This window comes from Haloarcula rubra, assembly GCF_019599465.1.
Taxonomy (GTDB): Archaea; Halobacteriota; Halobacteria; order Halobacteriales; family Haloarculaceae; genus Haloarcula; species Haloarcula rubra.
Genome location: NZ_RKLR01000018.1, coordinates 34,296 through 48,209, shown reverse-complemented (window position 1 = coordinate 48,209; position 13,914 = coordinate 34,296). Strand labels below are relative to the sequence as shown.

The 13,914-nt window shown below is 66.0% G+C and carries 13 protein-coding genes and 1 tRNA gene; 6 read left to right on the top strand and 8 right to left on the bottom strand.

Annotated elements, in window-relative coordinates; genetic code table 11:
- The first annotated feature begins 14 nt into the window (after nucleotides 1-14).
- Nucleotides 15-305, top strand: coding sequence for a DUF7526 family protein (locus tag EGH21_RS22140; protein ID WP_220620581.1), 291 nt, complete (start codon nucleotides 15-17; stop codon nucleotides 303-305).
- A gap of 65 nt (nucleotides 306-370) precedes the next feature.
- Here EGH21_RS22140 and EGH21_RS22135 read toward each other — a convergent pair whose 3' ends face one another.
- Nucleotides 371-3,511 carry an adenosylcobalamin-dependent ribonucleoside-diphosphate reductase gene (locus EGH21_RS22135; protein WP_220620580.1) on the bottom strand — a complete coding sequence of 1,047 codons (3,141 nt, stop codon included), beginning with the start codon at nucleotides 3,509-3,511 and terminating at the stop codon, nucleotides 371-373.
- A gap of 495 nt (nucleotides 3,512-4,006) precedes the next feature.
- Here EGH21_RS22135 and EGH21_RS22130 point away from each other — a divergent pair, with 495 nt between their 5' ends.
- Entirely contained in the window at nucleotides 4,007-4,198 is a 192-nt protein-coding gene (locus tag EGH21_RS22130; RefSeq protein ID WP_220620579.1) for a DUF8029 family protein, read from the top strand.
- On the opposite strand, the gene trpG is transcribed toward EGH21_RS22130, so the two are convergent.
- The 4 genes from trpG to trpD are packed head-to-tail and all read right to left on the bottom strand — an operon-like array spanning nucleotide 4,195 to nucleotide 8,079.
- Nucleotides 4,195-4,815, bottom strand: coding sequence for an anthranilate synthase component II (gene trpG / locus EGH21_RS22125; protein ID WP_220620578.1), 621 nt, complete (start codon nucleotides 4,813-4,815; stop codon nucleotides 4,195-4,197). The genes EGH21_RS22130 and trpG overlap by 4 nt on opposite strands.
- A complete protein-coding gene (gene trpE, locus EGH21_RS22120; RefSeq protein ID WP_220620577.1) occupies nucleotides 4,812-6,443 on the bottom strand; it encodes an anthranilate synthase component I in 1,632 nt (543 codons plus the stop codon). The genes trpG and trpE overlap by 4 nt, the downstream gene beginning before the upstream one ends.
- Complete coding sequence (locus EGH21_RS22115) at nucleotides 6,440-7,087, bottom strand: phosphoribosylanthranilate isomerase (RefSeq protein ID WP_220620576.1); 648 nt, start codon at nucleotides 7,085-7,087, stop codon at nucleotides 6,440-6,442. Before EGH21_RS22115 ends, trpE begins: the two co-directional genes overlap by 4 nt.
- On the bottom strand, nucleotides 7,084-8,079 hold the full coding sequence (gene trpD / locus EGH21_RS22110; RefSeq protein ID WP_220620598.1) for an anthranilate phosphoribosyltransferase: 996 nt from the start codon (nucleotides 8,077-8,079) through the stop codon (nucleotides 7,084-7,086). The genes EGH21_RS22115 and trpD overlap by 4 nt, the downstream gene beginning before the upstream one ends.
- A gap of 178 nt (nucleotides 8,080-8,257) precedes the next feature.
- On the opposite strand from trpD, the gene EGH21_RS22105 reads away from it, so the two are divergent.
- From EGH21_RS22105 to EGH21_RS22100, 3 genes are all read left to right on the top strand, one after another.
- A tRNA-Val gene (locus tag EGH21_RS22105) sits at nucleotides 8,258-8,332 on the top strand.
- Entirely contained in the window at nucleotides 8,296-8,424 is a 129-nt protein-coding gene (locus EGH21_RS24515; RefSeq protein ID WP_268899104.1) for a hypothetical protein, read from the top strand. The genes EGH21_RS22105 and EGH21_RS24515 overlap by 37 nt, the downstream gene beginning before the upstream one ends.
- A gap of 71 nt (nucleotides 8,425-8,495) precedes the next feature.
- Entirely contained in the window at nucleotides 8,496-8,852 is a 357-nt protein-coding gene (locus EGH21_RS22100) for a helix-turn-helix domain-containing protein (protein WP_220620575.1), read from the top strand.
- Nucleotides 8,853-8,854: 2 nt separating this feature from the next.
- Here the strand turns inward: EGH21_RS22100 and EGH21_RS22095 are convergent, their stop codons facing one another.
- Both EGH21_RS22095 and EGH21_RS22090 read right to left on the bottom strand, forming a co-directional pair.
- On the bottom strand, nucleotides 8,855-9,346 hold the full coding sequence (locus tag EGH21_RS22095; RefSeq protein ID WP_220620574.1) for an HTH domain-containing protein: 492 nt from the start codon (nucleotides 9,344-9,346) through the stop codon (nucleotides 8,855-8,857).
- Between the two features lie 190 nt (nucleotides 9,347-9,536).
- Nucleotides 9,537-9,845 (bottom strand): lycopene cyclase domain-containing protein, encoded by a 309-nt coding sequence (locus tag EGH21_RS22090; protein ID WP_220620573.1) that lies wholly within the window; start codon nucleotides 9,843-9,845, stop codon nucleotides 9,537-9,539.
- 107 nt (nucleotides 9,846-9,952) lie between these two features.
- On the opposite strand from EGH21_RS22090, the gene EGH21_RS22085 reads away from it, so the two are divergent.
- A complete protein-coding gene (locus EGH21_RS22085; protein WP_220620572.1) occupies nucleotides 9,953-11,095 on the top strand; it encodes a CBS domain-containing protein in 1,143 nt (380 codons plus the stop codon).
- Nucleotides 11,096-11,459: 364 nt separating this feature from the next.
- Here the strand turns inward: EGH21_RS22085 and EGH21_RS22080 are convergent, their stop codons facing one another.
- Nucleotides 11,460-13,685, bottom strand: coding sequence for a CDC48 family AAA ATPase (locus EGH21_RS22080; RefSeq protein ID WP_220620571.1), 2,226 nt, complete (start codon nucleotides 13,683-13,685; stop codon nucleotides 11,460-11,462).
- Nucleotides 13,686-13,914: the final 229 nt, after the last annotated feature.

Here is a 13,914-nt window from a genome sequence, read left to right as displayed (position 1 = left end):
ACCGTCTCTCCGGTATGACCGAGACGATTACGGGCGAGGTCGTCCACGTCGTCCCGCCCGAGGACCTCGACGACTACGAGTTAGACCCCGACCTGCGCTCGTTGGCCGACTCCCGATACGTCCTCGTCTGTCGGAAGGGCGGCCGCCCGTCGTGGCTCGAACGGGTCGTCGCCTTCTTCCGGCGGACGCCCATCGAACCGGTGACACTCGTCGCCGACACGGCCGCCGAAGAGGGCGACGACGTGACCGCGAGCGTCGAGGAGACTGGCGTGACCGGCGTCTACGACGTGGTCGAGTTCCGATAACGAACCGCGTCGGGCGGATGAAAAACGGGCTCCGGTGTCACACGCTCCGTCTGGCCGTCGCTACCTCAGCACTCGGACCAGCCACAGGACTCGCAGGTCTTGCAGCCCTCCGAGTAGTACAGCGAGAGCGACCCACAGTCGGGACACTCGGGGCTCTCGCCGGCGTCGATGAGTTCCTGCTGGTCGCCGGCCGTGCCGGCGTCGGCGTTCGGACCGTCGACGGTCTGGGTTCCGCTGGGCTGGGCCGCCGGACCGCCGTCCGTCTGGGTGGCGGCGTCACGCTCTTTCTCCTCGTCCTCGGCCGTCTCCTCCAGCGTGACCTGCTGGGGGTAGGCCTTGTCGACGTCGCCGTCGAGGTAGCGGCGCAGGGCCGTGCCGATGGCGTCCGGGATCGACTGAATCTGCTCGCCCTTGTCCCAGGCGACCTTCGGCGAACGGATGCCCTGCAGTTCGTCGGCTATCTCCTCTGGGTCGACGCCCGACCGCAGCGCCGTCGAGATGGTCTTCGCCAGCGCCTCGGTGAAGGAGGCGGTGAAGCCACCGCTGTTGCCGATGTTGGCGAACAGCTCGAAGGGGCGCTCGGCCTCGGGGTCCTCGTTGATGTTGACGTACAGTTTCCCGTAGCCGGTGTCGATGCGCTGGGTGACGCCGTGGAGCACGTCCGGCCGCGAGCGCTTGCGGGCGAAGTCGGACTGCTCGCCGTCCGCGACAGAGAGCATCCCCTCGACGGACTCGTCTAAGGCGGCCTGGACAGCCTCGTCCTCGAGGAAGCCCTCGATGCCGCCGAACATCTCCTCGAGCTGGGCGACCAGTTCCTCGGTGTCCATGTCCGAGAATTCGGTGTTCTGGGCACGGGTGGTCAGCACCTGCTTCGAGCGGGTGCCGTCGCGGTAGTAGGTGACGCCCTTGCCGCCGTGTTCGTAGATGTACTCGAACACTTCGGCGGCGTCCTCGACGGTGGAGTCGTTCGGGGCGTTCACCGTCTTCGAGATGGCGGAGTCGACGCCCTCCTGACAGGCGACCTGCACGCCGGCGTGGTCCTGTGCGGAGAGGTCGCCGGTCGTGACGAACAGTTCGCCGATGGCGTCGGGCACCGTCGTCAGCCCGTCGACGCCGTCGAACTCGTTGTTGGCCATCTGCTCCTGGGCCTCCTGCTTGACGGCCTCGACGTCGATGTCGTTGTCCTCCAGCGCGCGGAGGAAGTAGTCGTCGAACTCGACGAGCATCTCGTCGCCCTGCACGTCGTCGGAGACGTTCTTGTAGTAGGCGACGTTGTAGATGGGCTCACACCCGCCGGTGGTGTTGCCTATCATCGAGGTGGTGCCGGTGGGCGCGATGGTCGTCGTGTTGTGGTTGCGGATGGGGAAGCCGTCGGCCCAGTCGTCGGCGTCCTCGCCGGTCTGCTTCTCGAACCACTCGCGGTACTCCGTGGGGTTCGCGTACTTCGAGTTGTCCCACTCCTCGAAGGTGCCGCGGTCCTCTGCGAGTTCGCGGCTGGCCTGCTTCGAGCCGTGGTTGATGTGGCGCATCACCTGGCGGGCGATCTCGTTCGCCTCGGGGGAGCCGTACTCGACGCCGAGCTGGATGTACAGCTGGGCCAGTCCCATGATGCCCAGGCCGATCTTGCGCATCTCTCGGACCTTCTGCTCTATCTTCTCGACCGGGAAGTCCGACATCGTGACGACGTTCTCGAGGAAGCGGGTGCCGAGTTCGATGCGCTGGTCGAGTTCGTCCACGTCCAGCGCCTCGTCTAAGAACGCCGAGATGGCGGCCTCCTGTGTGTCGTACTCGTCGGCGTGTTCCTCGGCCCAGATGCGGTAGTCCGGCGCGTCGAAGTCCGCCAGCGTCGAGAGGTTGATGTGCCCGAGGTTACAGGCCTCGTACTCCTCCAGTGGCTGTTCGCCACAGGGGTTGGTCGCGAGAATCTGGTGCTCGGGGTGCTCCTCGACGTCGAAGGAGTGCTGCTTGTTGACGCGTTCGAGGTAGATGACGCCCGGTTCGCCGTTCTCGTGGGCGCCCTCGACGATGCGTTCCCAGAGCTTCTCGGCGGGGATGGACAGTTCCTCGCCGACCTCGACGTACTCGCCGAGGTCGAACATCTCGTACAGTTCCTTGGTCTCGGCGGTGGCGACGTGGGGTTCCTCGGTGCGCGGGTTGGTGAAGGTGAACTCCTCGCCGTTCTGGAGGGCGTCCATGAAGTCGTCGGTGATGCCGACGGAGATGTTGAAGTTCGAGAGGTGGCCCTCGACGGCGTTCCGGAGGTGTTTCGGGACTTTGCCGTCCTCGTCGATGAGTTCGCGGGCCTCCTCCAGTGCCTCGGCGAAAGAGTTGTGCGTGAAGTCGTCGGGGTCGTTCAGGCGGAGCGTCTCGGCCAGCGAGACGTCCTTGTTCTTGGCGTGGATGAACTGGATGACGTCGGGGTGGGAGACGCGCATGACGCCCATCTGGGCACCGCGGCGGGCCCCGCCCTGTGCGATGGTCTCGCACATCTGGTCGTAGGTCCGCATGAACGTGATGGGCCCGGAGGCGATGCCGCCGGTGGAGCCGACGGGGTCGCCGTACGGGCGGAGCTTCCAGAACGCGTAGCCCATGCCACCGCCGGACTGGAACACCTGTGCCGCCTCCTTGGCGGTCTGGTGGATGTCGTCGATGTCGTCGGCCGGCGAGTCGACGAAACAGGCCGAGAGCTGCTGCAGTTCGTCGCCGGCGTTCATCAGCGTCGGCGAGTTCGGCATGAAGGAGAGCTGTTCCATCTGCTCTCGGAACGCGCCGGCCGTCTCCTCGACGTGCTCGCGCACGTCCTCGGGGAGTTCCGGGACGACCGTCTCGTAGGCGAACTTGTTGACGTTGTACACCGAGAGCGTCGTCTCGGCGTCGTCGTCGGCGGTAGTCCCCTTGCCGAACACCTCGGCGGCGAGTTCGTCGCGGCGCGGGTGGTCGGGCTTGAGTTGGTCGGGCGTGACCGTGACCTCGACGTCGCGCTTCTCGGCCTCGAAGACGGCCTCGGCGAGCGCGATGTTCTTCGCGACCCGTTCGAAGAGGTCTTCCGGGTCCTCGACGAGGTCGCCGTTCGCGTCTTTCCGCAGATAGCGAGCAGGCAGAATGTTGTTGTAGGCGTTGCCCGTCAGTCGCTCCTCGATGGTATCCCCGTCGGTACGCTTGATAGGCAGCGTGAGTTCGTCGGCGGAGAGCTCTGCGTCGCTCATACGTCGGACCTCCCCCCGACAGCGTCCGTCTGCCGGTCGATACCCCTCTCGACTGCTGACCGAGTTCCTGTCATTTCTGGCGGCGAATACGTATTCATGGATGGCGTATAACCCTTGCTTTCTCCAACTTCTATCAGATTCCGTAGCTATCAGAGAGTCGGTACTACGGTGGTTGTCGGTCCGTTCCGACGACGCGCACGGCGCGGCCGTGTACGACCACTAGCAACGTCGGTCACTCCTTAATGGTGAGTAGACCGCAGTGAAAGTAAAATGTTCCCACCACCAACCGCAGGACTGCGACCCGAAATCCAGTAGAAATCGGCGGGGGTTTCGGGTGGAGATTCGAATTTCTTTCCGCCTATATTTTCGGGGAATATTGTGCGTCAGACGCTACGCAGTCTGGCGATTCTCGGGTAACAACGGTGCCGTCTTGCGGTGCGGGCCAGTTACCAACTAGCCACGAAGTATATGTGTCCGTCTCGCGTTCCCTCCCGTATGCTCTCGCTGTTGCAGCTAGGGCCGCTCGGGTCGCCGCCGTCGTTGCTCGTCGGACTGGTCCTCATCGCACTCGTGTTGCTCGTGGGACGGTTCGTGATGAAAGTCGCGTGGCGACTGGTCATCCTCGCTATCGTCGCCGTGACGGTGCTGTGGGTACTGGGCATCCTCGGCTTCAACGTCGCGTTCTAGACGCCGTCGAGGAAGTTCCGGATGACGTCGTGGCCCACCGCGGTCAGCACTGACTCGGGGTGGAACTGCACCGCTTCGATAGGGTACTCGCGGTGACGGACGCCCATCACGAGTTCGGTTCCGTCCTCCGTCGTCGTCGTGGCCGTCACGTCGAACGCGTCGGGCACCTCGTCGGCGACCAGCGAGTGATAGCGGCCACCTTGGAACCCCTGTTCTAAGCCGCGGAAGACGCCCTCCCCGTCGTGGTCGATGGGGAACGCCTTCCCGTGAATCGGTTCGGGGGCGCGGCCGACGGTGCCACCGTAGGCGTACACCGCCGCTTCGAGGCCGAGACAGACGCCCAGCGTCGGAATCTCGGGACTCAGTTCCCGGAGGACGTCCATCGTCACGCCGACGTCCCGGTCGTTCTTCGGGTGTCCCGGCCCCGGCGAGAGGACGATGGCGTCGGGGTCGAACGCTCGCACTTCCTCCAGTGTGGCCGTGTTGCGGACGACCTCCGTCTCGGCGTGTTCGGAGACGTACTCGACGAGGTTGTAGGTGAAGGAGTCGAAGTTGTCGACGAACAGCACCCGCAGGTCGGAGAGCGCGTCGTCCGTGGCCGGTTCCCGTGCGCTCATCTGTCTCCCTCCGCGTCGCCGACGACGGCACCGGTGGGCGTCTCGATGCGCTCTACGGCCGCCAGCACGCCGTCCATCTTCTGTTCGGTCTCGACGTACTCGCTCTCCGGGTCGGAGTCGGCGACGATGCCGGCGCCGGCCTGTACCGTCACGCGGTCGTAGCGCTCGTCGGCGTCCGGCGCGGCGTCCGGGAGCGAGACGCCGTCTTCGATAGTGGCCGACCGGATGACGATGGCGAAGTCGGTGTCGCCGTCCCAGTCGAAGTAGCCGACGCCGCCGCCGTACGGGCCCCGAGGTGAGCGTTCGAGTTCGTCGATTATCTCCATGGCGCGAATCTTCGGCGCGCCCGAGAGCGTGCCCGCGGGGAACGTCGCTCGCGCGGCGTCGAAGGCGTCGCAGTCCTCGGCCAGCGTCCCCGTGACCGTCGACTCGATGTGCTGGACGTGGCTGTACTTCAGGACGTTCATGAACTCCTCTACCCGCACCGACCCGGCCTCGGCGACCCGCCGGACGTCGTTTCGCGCGAGGTCGACGAGCATCGTGTGTTCGGCCCGTTCCTTCCCGTCGGCGAGCATCTCGCCGGCCAGTCGCCGGTCCTCGACGGGCGAGTTCCCCCGCGAGCAGGTGCCCGCGATGGGGTTCGAGACGACGCGGTCGCCGGCCACCGAGACCAGCGTCTCGGGACTCGCGCCGACGATGCTCAGGTCGTCGTACCCGAGCAGGTACATGTACGGCGAGGGGTTGACCTCGCGGAGCGCCTCGTACAGACCGAGTGGGTCGACGTCGCCGTACAGTTCGCGAGTCCGGGAGATGACGCCCTGATAGATGTCGCCCGAGAGGACGTACTCTTTCGCGCGTTCGACGGCGTCTTCGTACTCGTCCTGCGGACCGGCCACCTCGGCCTCGCGGGTGAACCCGCCGGTCGAGAGGTCGTCGGCCCCCGAGAGCGCCGCTTCGACACGCTCGGCCTCGGCGACGAGTTCGTCGTATCGCGCGCCGGCGTCCTCGCCCACGCGCACAGCGGGGGTGAACACCAGTTCGACGCTCTCCTCGACGTGGTCGAACCGGAGCGTCGCCGTCGTCAGGACGAACTGGGCGTCCGGGAACCGCGAGTCCGGCCGGTCCAGTCCGACCTCGTCCAGCCACAGGTCGTAGACGGCATCGTAGGAGAGGAAGCCCACGAGGCCACCTTCGAGGTGCTGGCGGTCCATCTCGGGGAACCCGCGCAGTTCCACGTCCGGCATCGCCGCCCGCAGGTCGTCGACCACGTCGCCGCCGTCGGTGGTCACGAGGTCGGCGTAGCGGTCGTCGAACACCTCGACGTCGCTCTCCTCGCCGGTCACCGTCACGACCGCTCGCGGGTCGTAGCCGACGAAGGAGAAGCGGGCGTGTCGGTCGTCGGTCTCCGGGGCGAACGCGCCGTCGGGGTCGCTGGAGGCGACTTTCTCGGCGCTCTCTAAGAGGAATGTGTAGTCGCTCGACTCGACGTCGCTGGTGCGACCCGACAGGGCCGCGTACGCCGCCAGCGGTTCGACGTCGACGTCGAGTTCGGCCGCGGCCCGGACGACCACCGGCCGGTCGGCCTCGGCGTACTCGACGAACGCCTCGCGAGAGATATCGAGGGTCACGCCGACACCTCCGCGTCGGCGCTTGCCACGGCCGCGACGAACCGCTCGACGGCGTCGTGGTCTTTCACGCCGCCGCTCGACTCCACGCCGCTCGCCGTGTCGACGGCGAACGGCCGCACCGTCTCGACGGCCTCGGCGACGTTCGCGGGCGTGAGGCCGCCCGCGAGAATCACCGGCAAGTCGACGCTATCGACCAGTTCGCGGGTCCGCTCCCAGTCGTGGGTCTCGCCGGTGCCGCCCGCACCTTCGTCGTCGACGGAGTCCACGAGGAGGGCGTCGGCGTGGGCGGCGTAGTCGGCGAGGGCGTCGGCCTCGGCGTCCACGACCGCGATAATCTGCTGTGTGACGCGCCGAGAGAGCGCGCCCAGTTCCGGCGGCGTGAGGCCGTCGTGGACCTGTACGGCGTCGGGGTCGACTTCGTCGACGCGGACGACGGCCTCCTGCACCGTCGTCGGCATCGTCACGAGGACGCTGGTCACCAGCGGTGGGACCCCGTCGACGAGGGCCGCGGCGGTGTCCTCGTCGACCTCTCGGGGCGTGTCCACGGGGACGCCGTGGATGACGCCGACGGCGTCGGCCCCCGCCGCGACGACGGCGTCGCGGTCCTCGGGGGTGGTTACGCCACACATCTTGACTCGCGTCATGCGCCGACGAGGTCCTCTAGCTTCTCGGCGGCCGCGCCCGAGTCGATGGCCTCTCGGGCGAGTTCGACGCCCTCCGTGTGCGTCTCGGCGACGCCGGCGACGTAGATGGCCGCGCCGGCGTTCGCGAGGATGATGTCGCGTTTCGCGCCGGTGACCTCGCCGGAGACGATGCCGCGCAGGTCCTCGGCGTTCTCCTCGGGAGACCCGCCGGCGACGGCCTCGATGTCGTGGGTCTCCAGTCCGATGTCTTCGGGTGTGATGCTGTACTCCGAGATGGAGTCGCCGGTCACCTCGGCGACGGTCGTCTCGCCGTGGATGGCGATTTCGTCCATCCCACTCCCGTGGACGACGAGCGCTCGCTCGACGTCGAGTCGGGCCAGCGCCTCGGCCATGACCGGAACGAGGTCCGGGTCGTAGACGCCCAGCACCTGCGCGTCGGCGTCGGCGGGGTTCGTCAGCGGTCCGAGGATGTTGAAGACGGTTCGCATCCCGAGTTCCTTTCGCGGCCCGATGACGGCCTTCATCGCGGGGTGGAAGACGGGGGCGAGCATGAAGCCGATGCCGTCGCGTTCGATGCGTTCCTCGACGGCCGGCGGTTCGGCGTCGACGTCGACGCCGGCCACTTCCAGCACGTCCGCGCTACCCGAGGACGACGACACCGAGTAGTTCCCGTGTTTCGCGATTGGGACGCCCGCACCCGCCGCGACGATGGCGCTCGTCGTGGAGACGTTGATGGTGTCGTAGTCGTCGCCGCCGGTCCCGCAGGTGTCGACCAGTCCCTCGCGGTCCGGTTCGATGGTCCGGGCGGCGTCACGCATCCCCTCTGCGAACCCGGCAATCTCGCTCTCCGTCTCGCCTTTCGCCCGGAGCGCGGTCAACAGCGCGCCGATTTGGGCCTCCGTCGCTTCCTCGAAGACGAGCGTCGCGACCTCGCGTGCCTCGTCCTGTGTCAAGTCCTCGCCGTCTGTGACGCGTTCGATGTACTCCTGCATGACATTCACCAATGAGCTATTTCGTGTTGTGATGTACAAATCCGTACACTGACTTAAGGCTATCGGGCCGACCACCGTCTCGGAGACGTGTGGGCACAATCAACAGACGACGTTCGGGTCCGGAATTCGAAACCTTCAATTATACCCCCCGGCAACAGGGAAGTGTACGAGGCAGCGAGGGTTCGTGGTCTAGGTCGGTTATGACACCTCCTTGACATGGAGGAGGCCGGCGGTTCAAATCCGCCCGAACCCATCTCCGTTCTCGCGACGCTCACCGCCGAGCAACGCGTTCCGGCGCTCGTCGACCGACGCGACGTGGATAGCCTCGCCCACGTAGAACCGTGAGGCAACCCCCCGATATCCCACGCACGGGAACGTTCCAGTAGTTTCTTAGACGAGCCAGCGTAGCGACATATATGGAGGAGACTCTCCGGTCGACGCGGTCGTTCGAACAGTTCGTGCTCCTGTCAGTCGTGGAACTGTCGCTGGCGGACGAGACGCCGGCGCACTCCTACGACGTGACGCAGGCGGCGAAGGCTCACCTCGACGACCTGAGCCGGGACCCCTTCGGCGGCGTCGAGCGGCAGGAAGTCATCTCGGCGCTGCGGTCGCTGGCCGACGACGGGCTACTGGAGAAAGACCAGACGACGTCCGCGACGGGCAAAGGTCGACCCGCCTACGTGCTGGCGGTGGACGCCGACGTGGTACTGGACGAACTGGCCGACGCCGAGGCCGTCGGGCCGTACGTCGAGACGCTCAGAACGGAGGCGTAAGGTCAGACGATACTCACGTCGGCGGCGGTCTGTTCGAGCGCCGGTGGTGCACCGTTCTCGAGGCGCTCGACCCGGTCCATAATCGTGTGGACGACGTCGCCGTCCGTGCAGGGCGCGACGTGTGCGAGTTCGCCGTCGTGGTACTCGGCCAGTCCCATGACCGGGAGGACCATCGCGTCGTACGCGCCGTCGGTGACCTCCGACTCGACCTCGCTGGTCTGGTAGAACGACTCCAGCGAGACGTTGCTCGAGAGCGCCCACTGTCGGAACTCGGCGACGCGGTTGAGGATGTACTTCCCCTCTTCGGTGTTGGCGGCGGCCGACTCGGGAGCTATCTGCTTCCCCCAGACGACGACGTTGTACCCGGCGATTTCGTCCTCACGGTCGAGTCGGTCGAGGTGGTCGATGACGGCTTCCTGTCGCTCGTGGGCCCCGTCCGGGAGCAGCGACCGGACGTACAGTTCGATTCGGGGCGTCGGCGTGTCCTGACTCATGTCTGTGTGAAATCATGAAGTCGAAGCCACATATACGTTCTGTGGGAAGTGTATGCACGTCTCGGGAGAATATATACTCCTAATAACCGCACGACGTCGTCGGGCCCGAATCTCGATAGTTACCAGCGTTGACTCGTCTCGTGGATAGGCTAACGACCGGAAGTCCACATCTACGGTGTGTGATACGACCTCAGGACTCGTCGCGGCGACGGAGGTTCTCGTGGATACCCAACACGAGTGCCGGGACGACGACCATGAAGATGTGTTCCTCGATAGGGATGCCAAGCAGGTCGACGCCGGTCCGAAGTCGGATGGCGAACACGCCCACTTCGAGGGTGTACCAGTCCCAGACGTACGCGACCGGGTAGAGCACGACGATGGTCCGGCCGGCGAGACGGAGGGCGTCGGCCCGCCACAGCAACACCAGCGCGACGGTCCCCCAGACCACCTCCGTCACCAGATACGTGTAGGGGCCAAACACACCGATGTCGGGAAGCATATCTGACAGACGGCCCGGGGTTCCTAAAGTTTGGCCCACCTCTCGCGACTCGGGAAGTAAACCAACCTTGATAACCCTTCACGTAGAATCTGCGGACGTGAAGCACGATGGACATTGCTGACATCGCCACCAGAGAGTTCGTCGAGGTCGACGCCAACAAGCGCCTCGGGAAGGTCCGTTCCATCTTCGAACGGGAGAACCCGAAGGGCATCATCGTCACCGAGGACGGTGCGTACGCTGGCGTCATCACGCAGAAGCAGTTGGTCCAGTCCCACGTCGAGGACGACGCGAAGGCGGGGGCGATGACTCGCTCGGCGCCGAAAGTCGAGCGAACCGACGACGTGCGCGAGGTCGCGCGCGTCCTGGTCGAGGGCGGGACGAAGATTGCCCCGGTGTTCCAGGGGGACGACCTCTGGGGCATCGTCACCGAGGACGACATCCTCGAAGCGGTCCTCGAGAACCTGGATGCGCTGACTATCGACCAGATATACACCGAGGACGTCATCACCATCCGGGAGGACACCAACGTCGGGCAGGTAGTCAACCTCCTCCGGAAGCACGGCATCTCCCGACTGCCGGTGCTAGACGACACCGAGTCTCTCACGGGGATGGTCACCCGACACGACATCGTCGACGTCGTCGTCAGGGACATGAACAAGGCCACGCGGGGCGACCGCTCGGGCGAAATCGAACGGGTCCTCGACCTGCCGGTCTACGACGTGATGAACAGCCCCGTCGAGACGGCCAACCTCGGCGACTCGGTGCGCGACGCCGTCGAGCGGATGCTGGAGAACGACTTCGCCGGACTGGCGGTGACCGCGGACGACGACGACAGCCACGTCGTCGGCATCCTCACCAAGACGGACGTCCTCCGGGCACTGACCTACACCGAGGAGGACCACATGGACGTCCAGATTACCAACATCTCACTGCTGGACACCATCAGTCGCGAGGACATCCGGGCCGACATCGGCGACGTCGCCGACAAGTACCAGGCGATGCAGGTCCAGCACGCCCACGTCCGGTTCCACGAACACAAGGAAAAACTCCGCGGCACGCCGCTCATCCAGTGCCAGATTCGCCTCCGGACCAACAAGGGGCAGGCCGCCGGTTCCGGCGAGGGGTACGGCGCCTCGACGGCGTTCAACGTCGCGCTCGATAAGCTAGAGCGGAACGTCCTCGAACTGAAGGGCGTGCAGGCCGACGAGGAGTACCGCGGTCAACTCCTCCGGAAACTGGGCGAACTGTAGCGGCGTCACCACGGTACGCTCTTTCTCGTCCGGTCACGCCGTCGACCGGTCGCCGTCGGTCGGCGTAATTTCTCGGCCCGTTCCGCTGGGTCCAGCGGCTCAGAAGGACTCGTCTACGGCCCACACCCGGCGAACGCCGTCGCTCGTCGATGTTAGAGAGACGGGGTAGGACGGACAGCGTGGCCCGCGGTGGAAACCACGGCGGGTCGAAAGGTTGCTGTCCGACCGTGCCGCCTACGTCCACCTCGCACACTGTGGCGTATAACCCCTCCGGTCCGTCGGTGAGACAGCGAAGCCGCTCGCGGTGTGACGGACGTCGCCAGTCAACTGCCGTGACTCGCCAGCGGTGAAAAGGCGGTGCGCGCTACTGGAAGCCGATGCGACCGCCGCTGCCGGCCTGTCGCTGCGGGCTGGACCCGCCCTTGAACTCCTCTTGCATCTGCTCGTAGTACTCGCGGATGTCGTCCGTAATCGTCGGTCGGACGCTGTCCATGGCCTGCCGGAAGTGCCGCATCTCCACTTCCTCGGCGTCGTCGGCCTCGCGCAGGGCCTCGATAGCGGCCTCGCGGGCGATGGACTCGAGGTCGGAGCCGACGAACCCGTCGGAGCGCTCGGCGAGTTCACGCAGGCTGACGTCGGGTGCCAGCGGCGTGTCGTCGGTGTGAATCTTCAGTATCTGCTCGCGGCCCTCGACGTCGGGTTCGCCGATCATGACGAGGCGGTCGAACCGGCCCGAGCGGATGAGCGCCGGGTCTATCATGTCCGGGCGGTTGGTCGCGCCGATGACCATCACGTCCTCCATCTCCTCCAGCCCGTCGAGTTCGGTCAGCAGCTGGTTGACGACGCGTTCGGAGACGTTCGAGCCCATGTCGCCACCCCGGCCCGGCGCGAGCGAGTCGAGTTCGTCGAAGAAGATGACCGTCGGAGCCACCTGTCGGGCCTTCCGGAACGTCTGGCGGATGGCCTTCTCGCTCTCGCCGACCCACTTGCTGAGCAGCTGCGGGCCACGCACCGAGATGAAGTTGGCGTCCGTCTCGTTGGCGACGGCCTTCGCCATCAGCGTCTTCCCGGTCCCCGGCGGGCCGTACAGCAGGACGCCCGAGGGTGGCGTGACGCCCATGCGCTCGAACTTCTCGGGCGAGTTCATCGGCCACTCGACGGCCTCCTGGACCTGCTCTTTGGCGCTGTCGAGGCCGCCGACGCTGTCCCACGACACCTTCGGCAACTCGACGAGCACTTCCCGCATCGCGCTGGGGCTGACCTCGTTGAGCGCCCCCTTGAAGTCCTCGCGCTTGATTATCATGCGGTCGATGAGGCTCGGCGGGATGTCCTCCTCGTCCAGGTCGATTTCGGGGAGGTACCGCCGCAGTGCCTTCATCGCGGCCTCCTTCGTGAGACTCTCGATGTCGGCGCCGACGAAGCCGTGGGTGTCGGTCGCCATCTTCGCGAGGTTGACGTCGTCCGAGAGGGGCATCCCGCGGGTGTGTATCTGGAGTATCTCCTCCCGGCCCACCTCGTCGGGGACGCCGATCTCTATCTCGCGGTCGAAGCGGCCCGGGCGGCGAAGCGCGGGGTCGACCGAGTCGACGCGGTTGGTCGCGGCGATGACGATGACCTGGCCCCGCGATTCGAGGCCGTCCATCATCGTCAGCAACTGGGCGACGACCCGGCGCTCGACCTCGCCGGTGACGTCCTCGCGTTTGGGCGCGATGGAGTCCAGTTCGTCGATGAAGATGATGGCGGGCGCTTCCTCGCTGGCGTCCTCGAATATCTCCCGGAGTTGCTGTTCGGACTCCCCGTAGTACTTCGAGATTATCTCCGGCCCGGCGATAGAGAAGAAACTGGCGGAGGTCTCGTTGGCGACGGCCTTCGCGAGCAGGGTCTTGCCCGTGCCCGGCGGGCCGTGGAGCAGGACCCCCTGTGGCGGCTCGATGCCGAGTTTCTTGAATATCTGGGGGTGTTTCATCGGCAGTTCCACCATCTCGCGGACCCGCTGAATCTCGTTCTGGAGACCGCCGATGTCCTCGTAGGTGATGCCGCCGCCGGTCTTCTCGAAGCCCGAGATGGGTTCCTCGCGGAGTTCGACCTCGGTGTCCTCGGTGATGAGACAGACGCCCTCGGGTTCCGTCTCGACGGCGATGAGCGGGATGGCCTGTCCGGGCGAGCGCATGAACGGGTGGTTCGTCGAGGACATCACCGGGACGATGTCGCGCTCGACGACCGGCCGCTTCAGAATCTGGCGCTTGACCATGCCGGCGGCGTCGGAGCCGAACTGCACCGACGCCTCCTCCGGCGGTGCGAGCACCAGTTTGTCGGCCTTCTCGGCCTCGGCCTTGCGGATGGTCACCCGCTCGCCGATGCCCACGTCGGCGTTCTGCCGCGTGAAGCCGTCGATACGCACCGTGTCGGTGTTCCAGTCCTGCCGGTCGGCACGCCACACCTTCGCGGCCGTCGTGTCGCTCCCCTCGATTTCGATGATGTCTCCGGGCGAGAGTTTGAGATGCAGCAACGTGTCGGGGTCGAGGCGGGCGATGCCGCGTCCCGAGTCGTTCGGGTACGCCTTCGCCACTTCCAGTTGCACTTCGTTCATAGTAGAGTCGAGCTAGGGAGAACTCGGGTAGCACGAGAGATATGCTTTATGCTACCGGCGGGCAGGACGCGACAGCGACGGGTTTATATGTGAACTGCTACCACGCGTCAGCCGACGCCCGACGGCGCCGCGTTCTCGACGCGTTCGGCCCGACCCTCGTCCCGGTCCGCCCGTCCGCTCGCCGCTCGGTCGCCGGTCGATACGCTACACCGACTGCCGCCACCGCCGC

Excerpts from the sequence above, each read along its gene's own strand:
- trpD (WP_220620598.1), bottom strand. The coding sequence starts at position 8,079 with ATGCAGGAGTACATCGAACGCGTCACAGACGGCGAGGACTTGACACAG.
- EGH21_RS22080 (WP_220620571.1), bottom strand. The coding sequence starts at position 13,685 with ATGAACGAAGTGCAACTGGAAGTGGCGAAGGCGTACCCGAACGACTCG.
- EGH21_RS24515 (WP_268899104.1), top strand. The coding sequence starts at position 8,296 with ATGGAGGAGGCCGGCGGTTCAAATCCGCCCGAACCCATCTCCGTTCTC.
- trpG (WP_220620578.1), bottom strand. The coding sequence starts at position 4,815 with ATGAGCGCACGGGAACCGGCCACGGACGACGCGCTCTCCGACCTGCGG.
- EGH21_RS22130 (WP_220620579.1), top strand. The coding sequence starts at position 4,007 with ATGCTCTCGCTGTTGCAGCTAGGGCCGCTCGGGTCGCCGCCGTCGTTG.
- EGH21_RS22085 (WP_220620572.1), top strand. The coding sequence starts at position 9,953 with ATGGACATTGCTGACATCGCCACCAGAGAGTTCGTCGAGGTCGACGCC.
- EGH21_RS22135 (WP_220620580.1), bottom strand. The coding sequence starts at position 3,511 with ATGAGCGACGCAGAGCTCTCCGCCGACGAACTCACGCTGCCTATCAAG.
- EGH21_RS22140 (WP_220620581.1), top strand. The coding sequence starts at position 15 with ATGACCGAGACGATTACGGGCGAGGTCGTCCACGTCGTCCCGCCCGAG.
- EGH21_RS22095 (WP_220620574.1), bottom strand. The coding sequence starts at position 9,346 with ATGAGTCAGGACACGCCGACGCCCCGAATCGAACTGTACGTCCGGTCG.
- EGH21_RS22090 (WP_220620573.1), bottom strand. The coding sequence starts at position 9,845 with ATGCTTCCCGACATCGGTGTGTTTGGCCCCTACACGTATCTGGTGACG.
- EGH21_RS22100 (WP_220620575.1), top strand. The coding sequence starts at position 8,496 with ATGGAGGAGACTCTCCGGTCGACGCGGTCGTTCGAACAGTTCGTGCTC.
- EGH21_RS22115 (WP_220620576.1), bottom strand. The coding sequence starts at position 7,087 with ATGACGCGAGTCAAGATGTGTGGCGTAACCACCCCCGAGGACCGCGAC.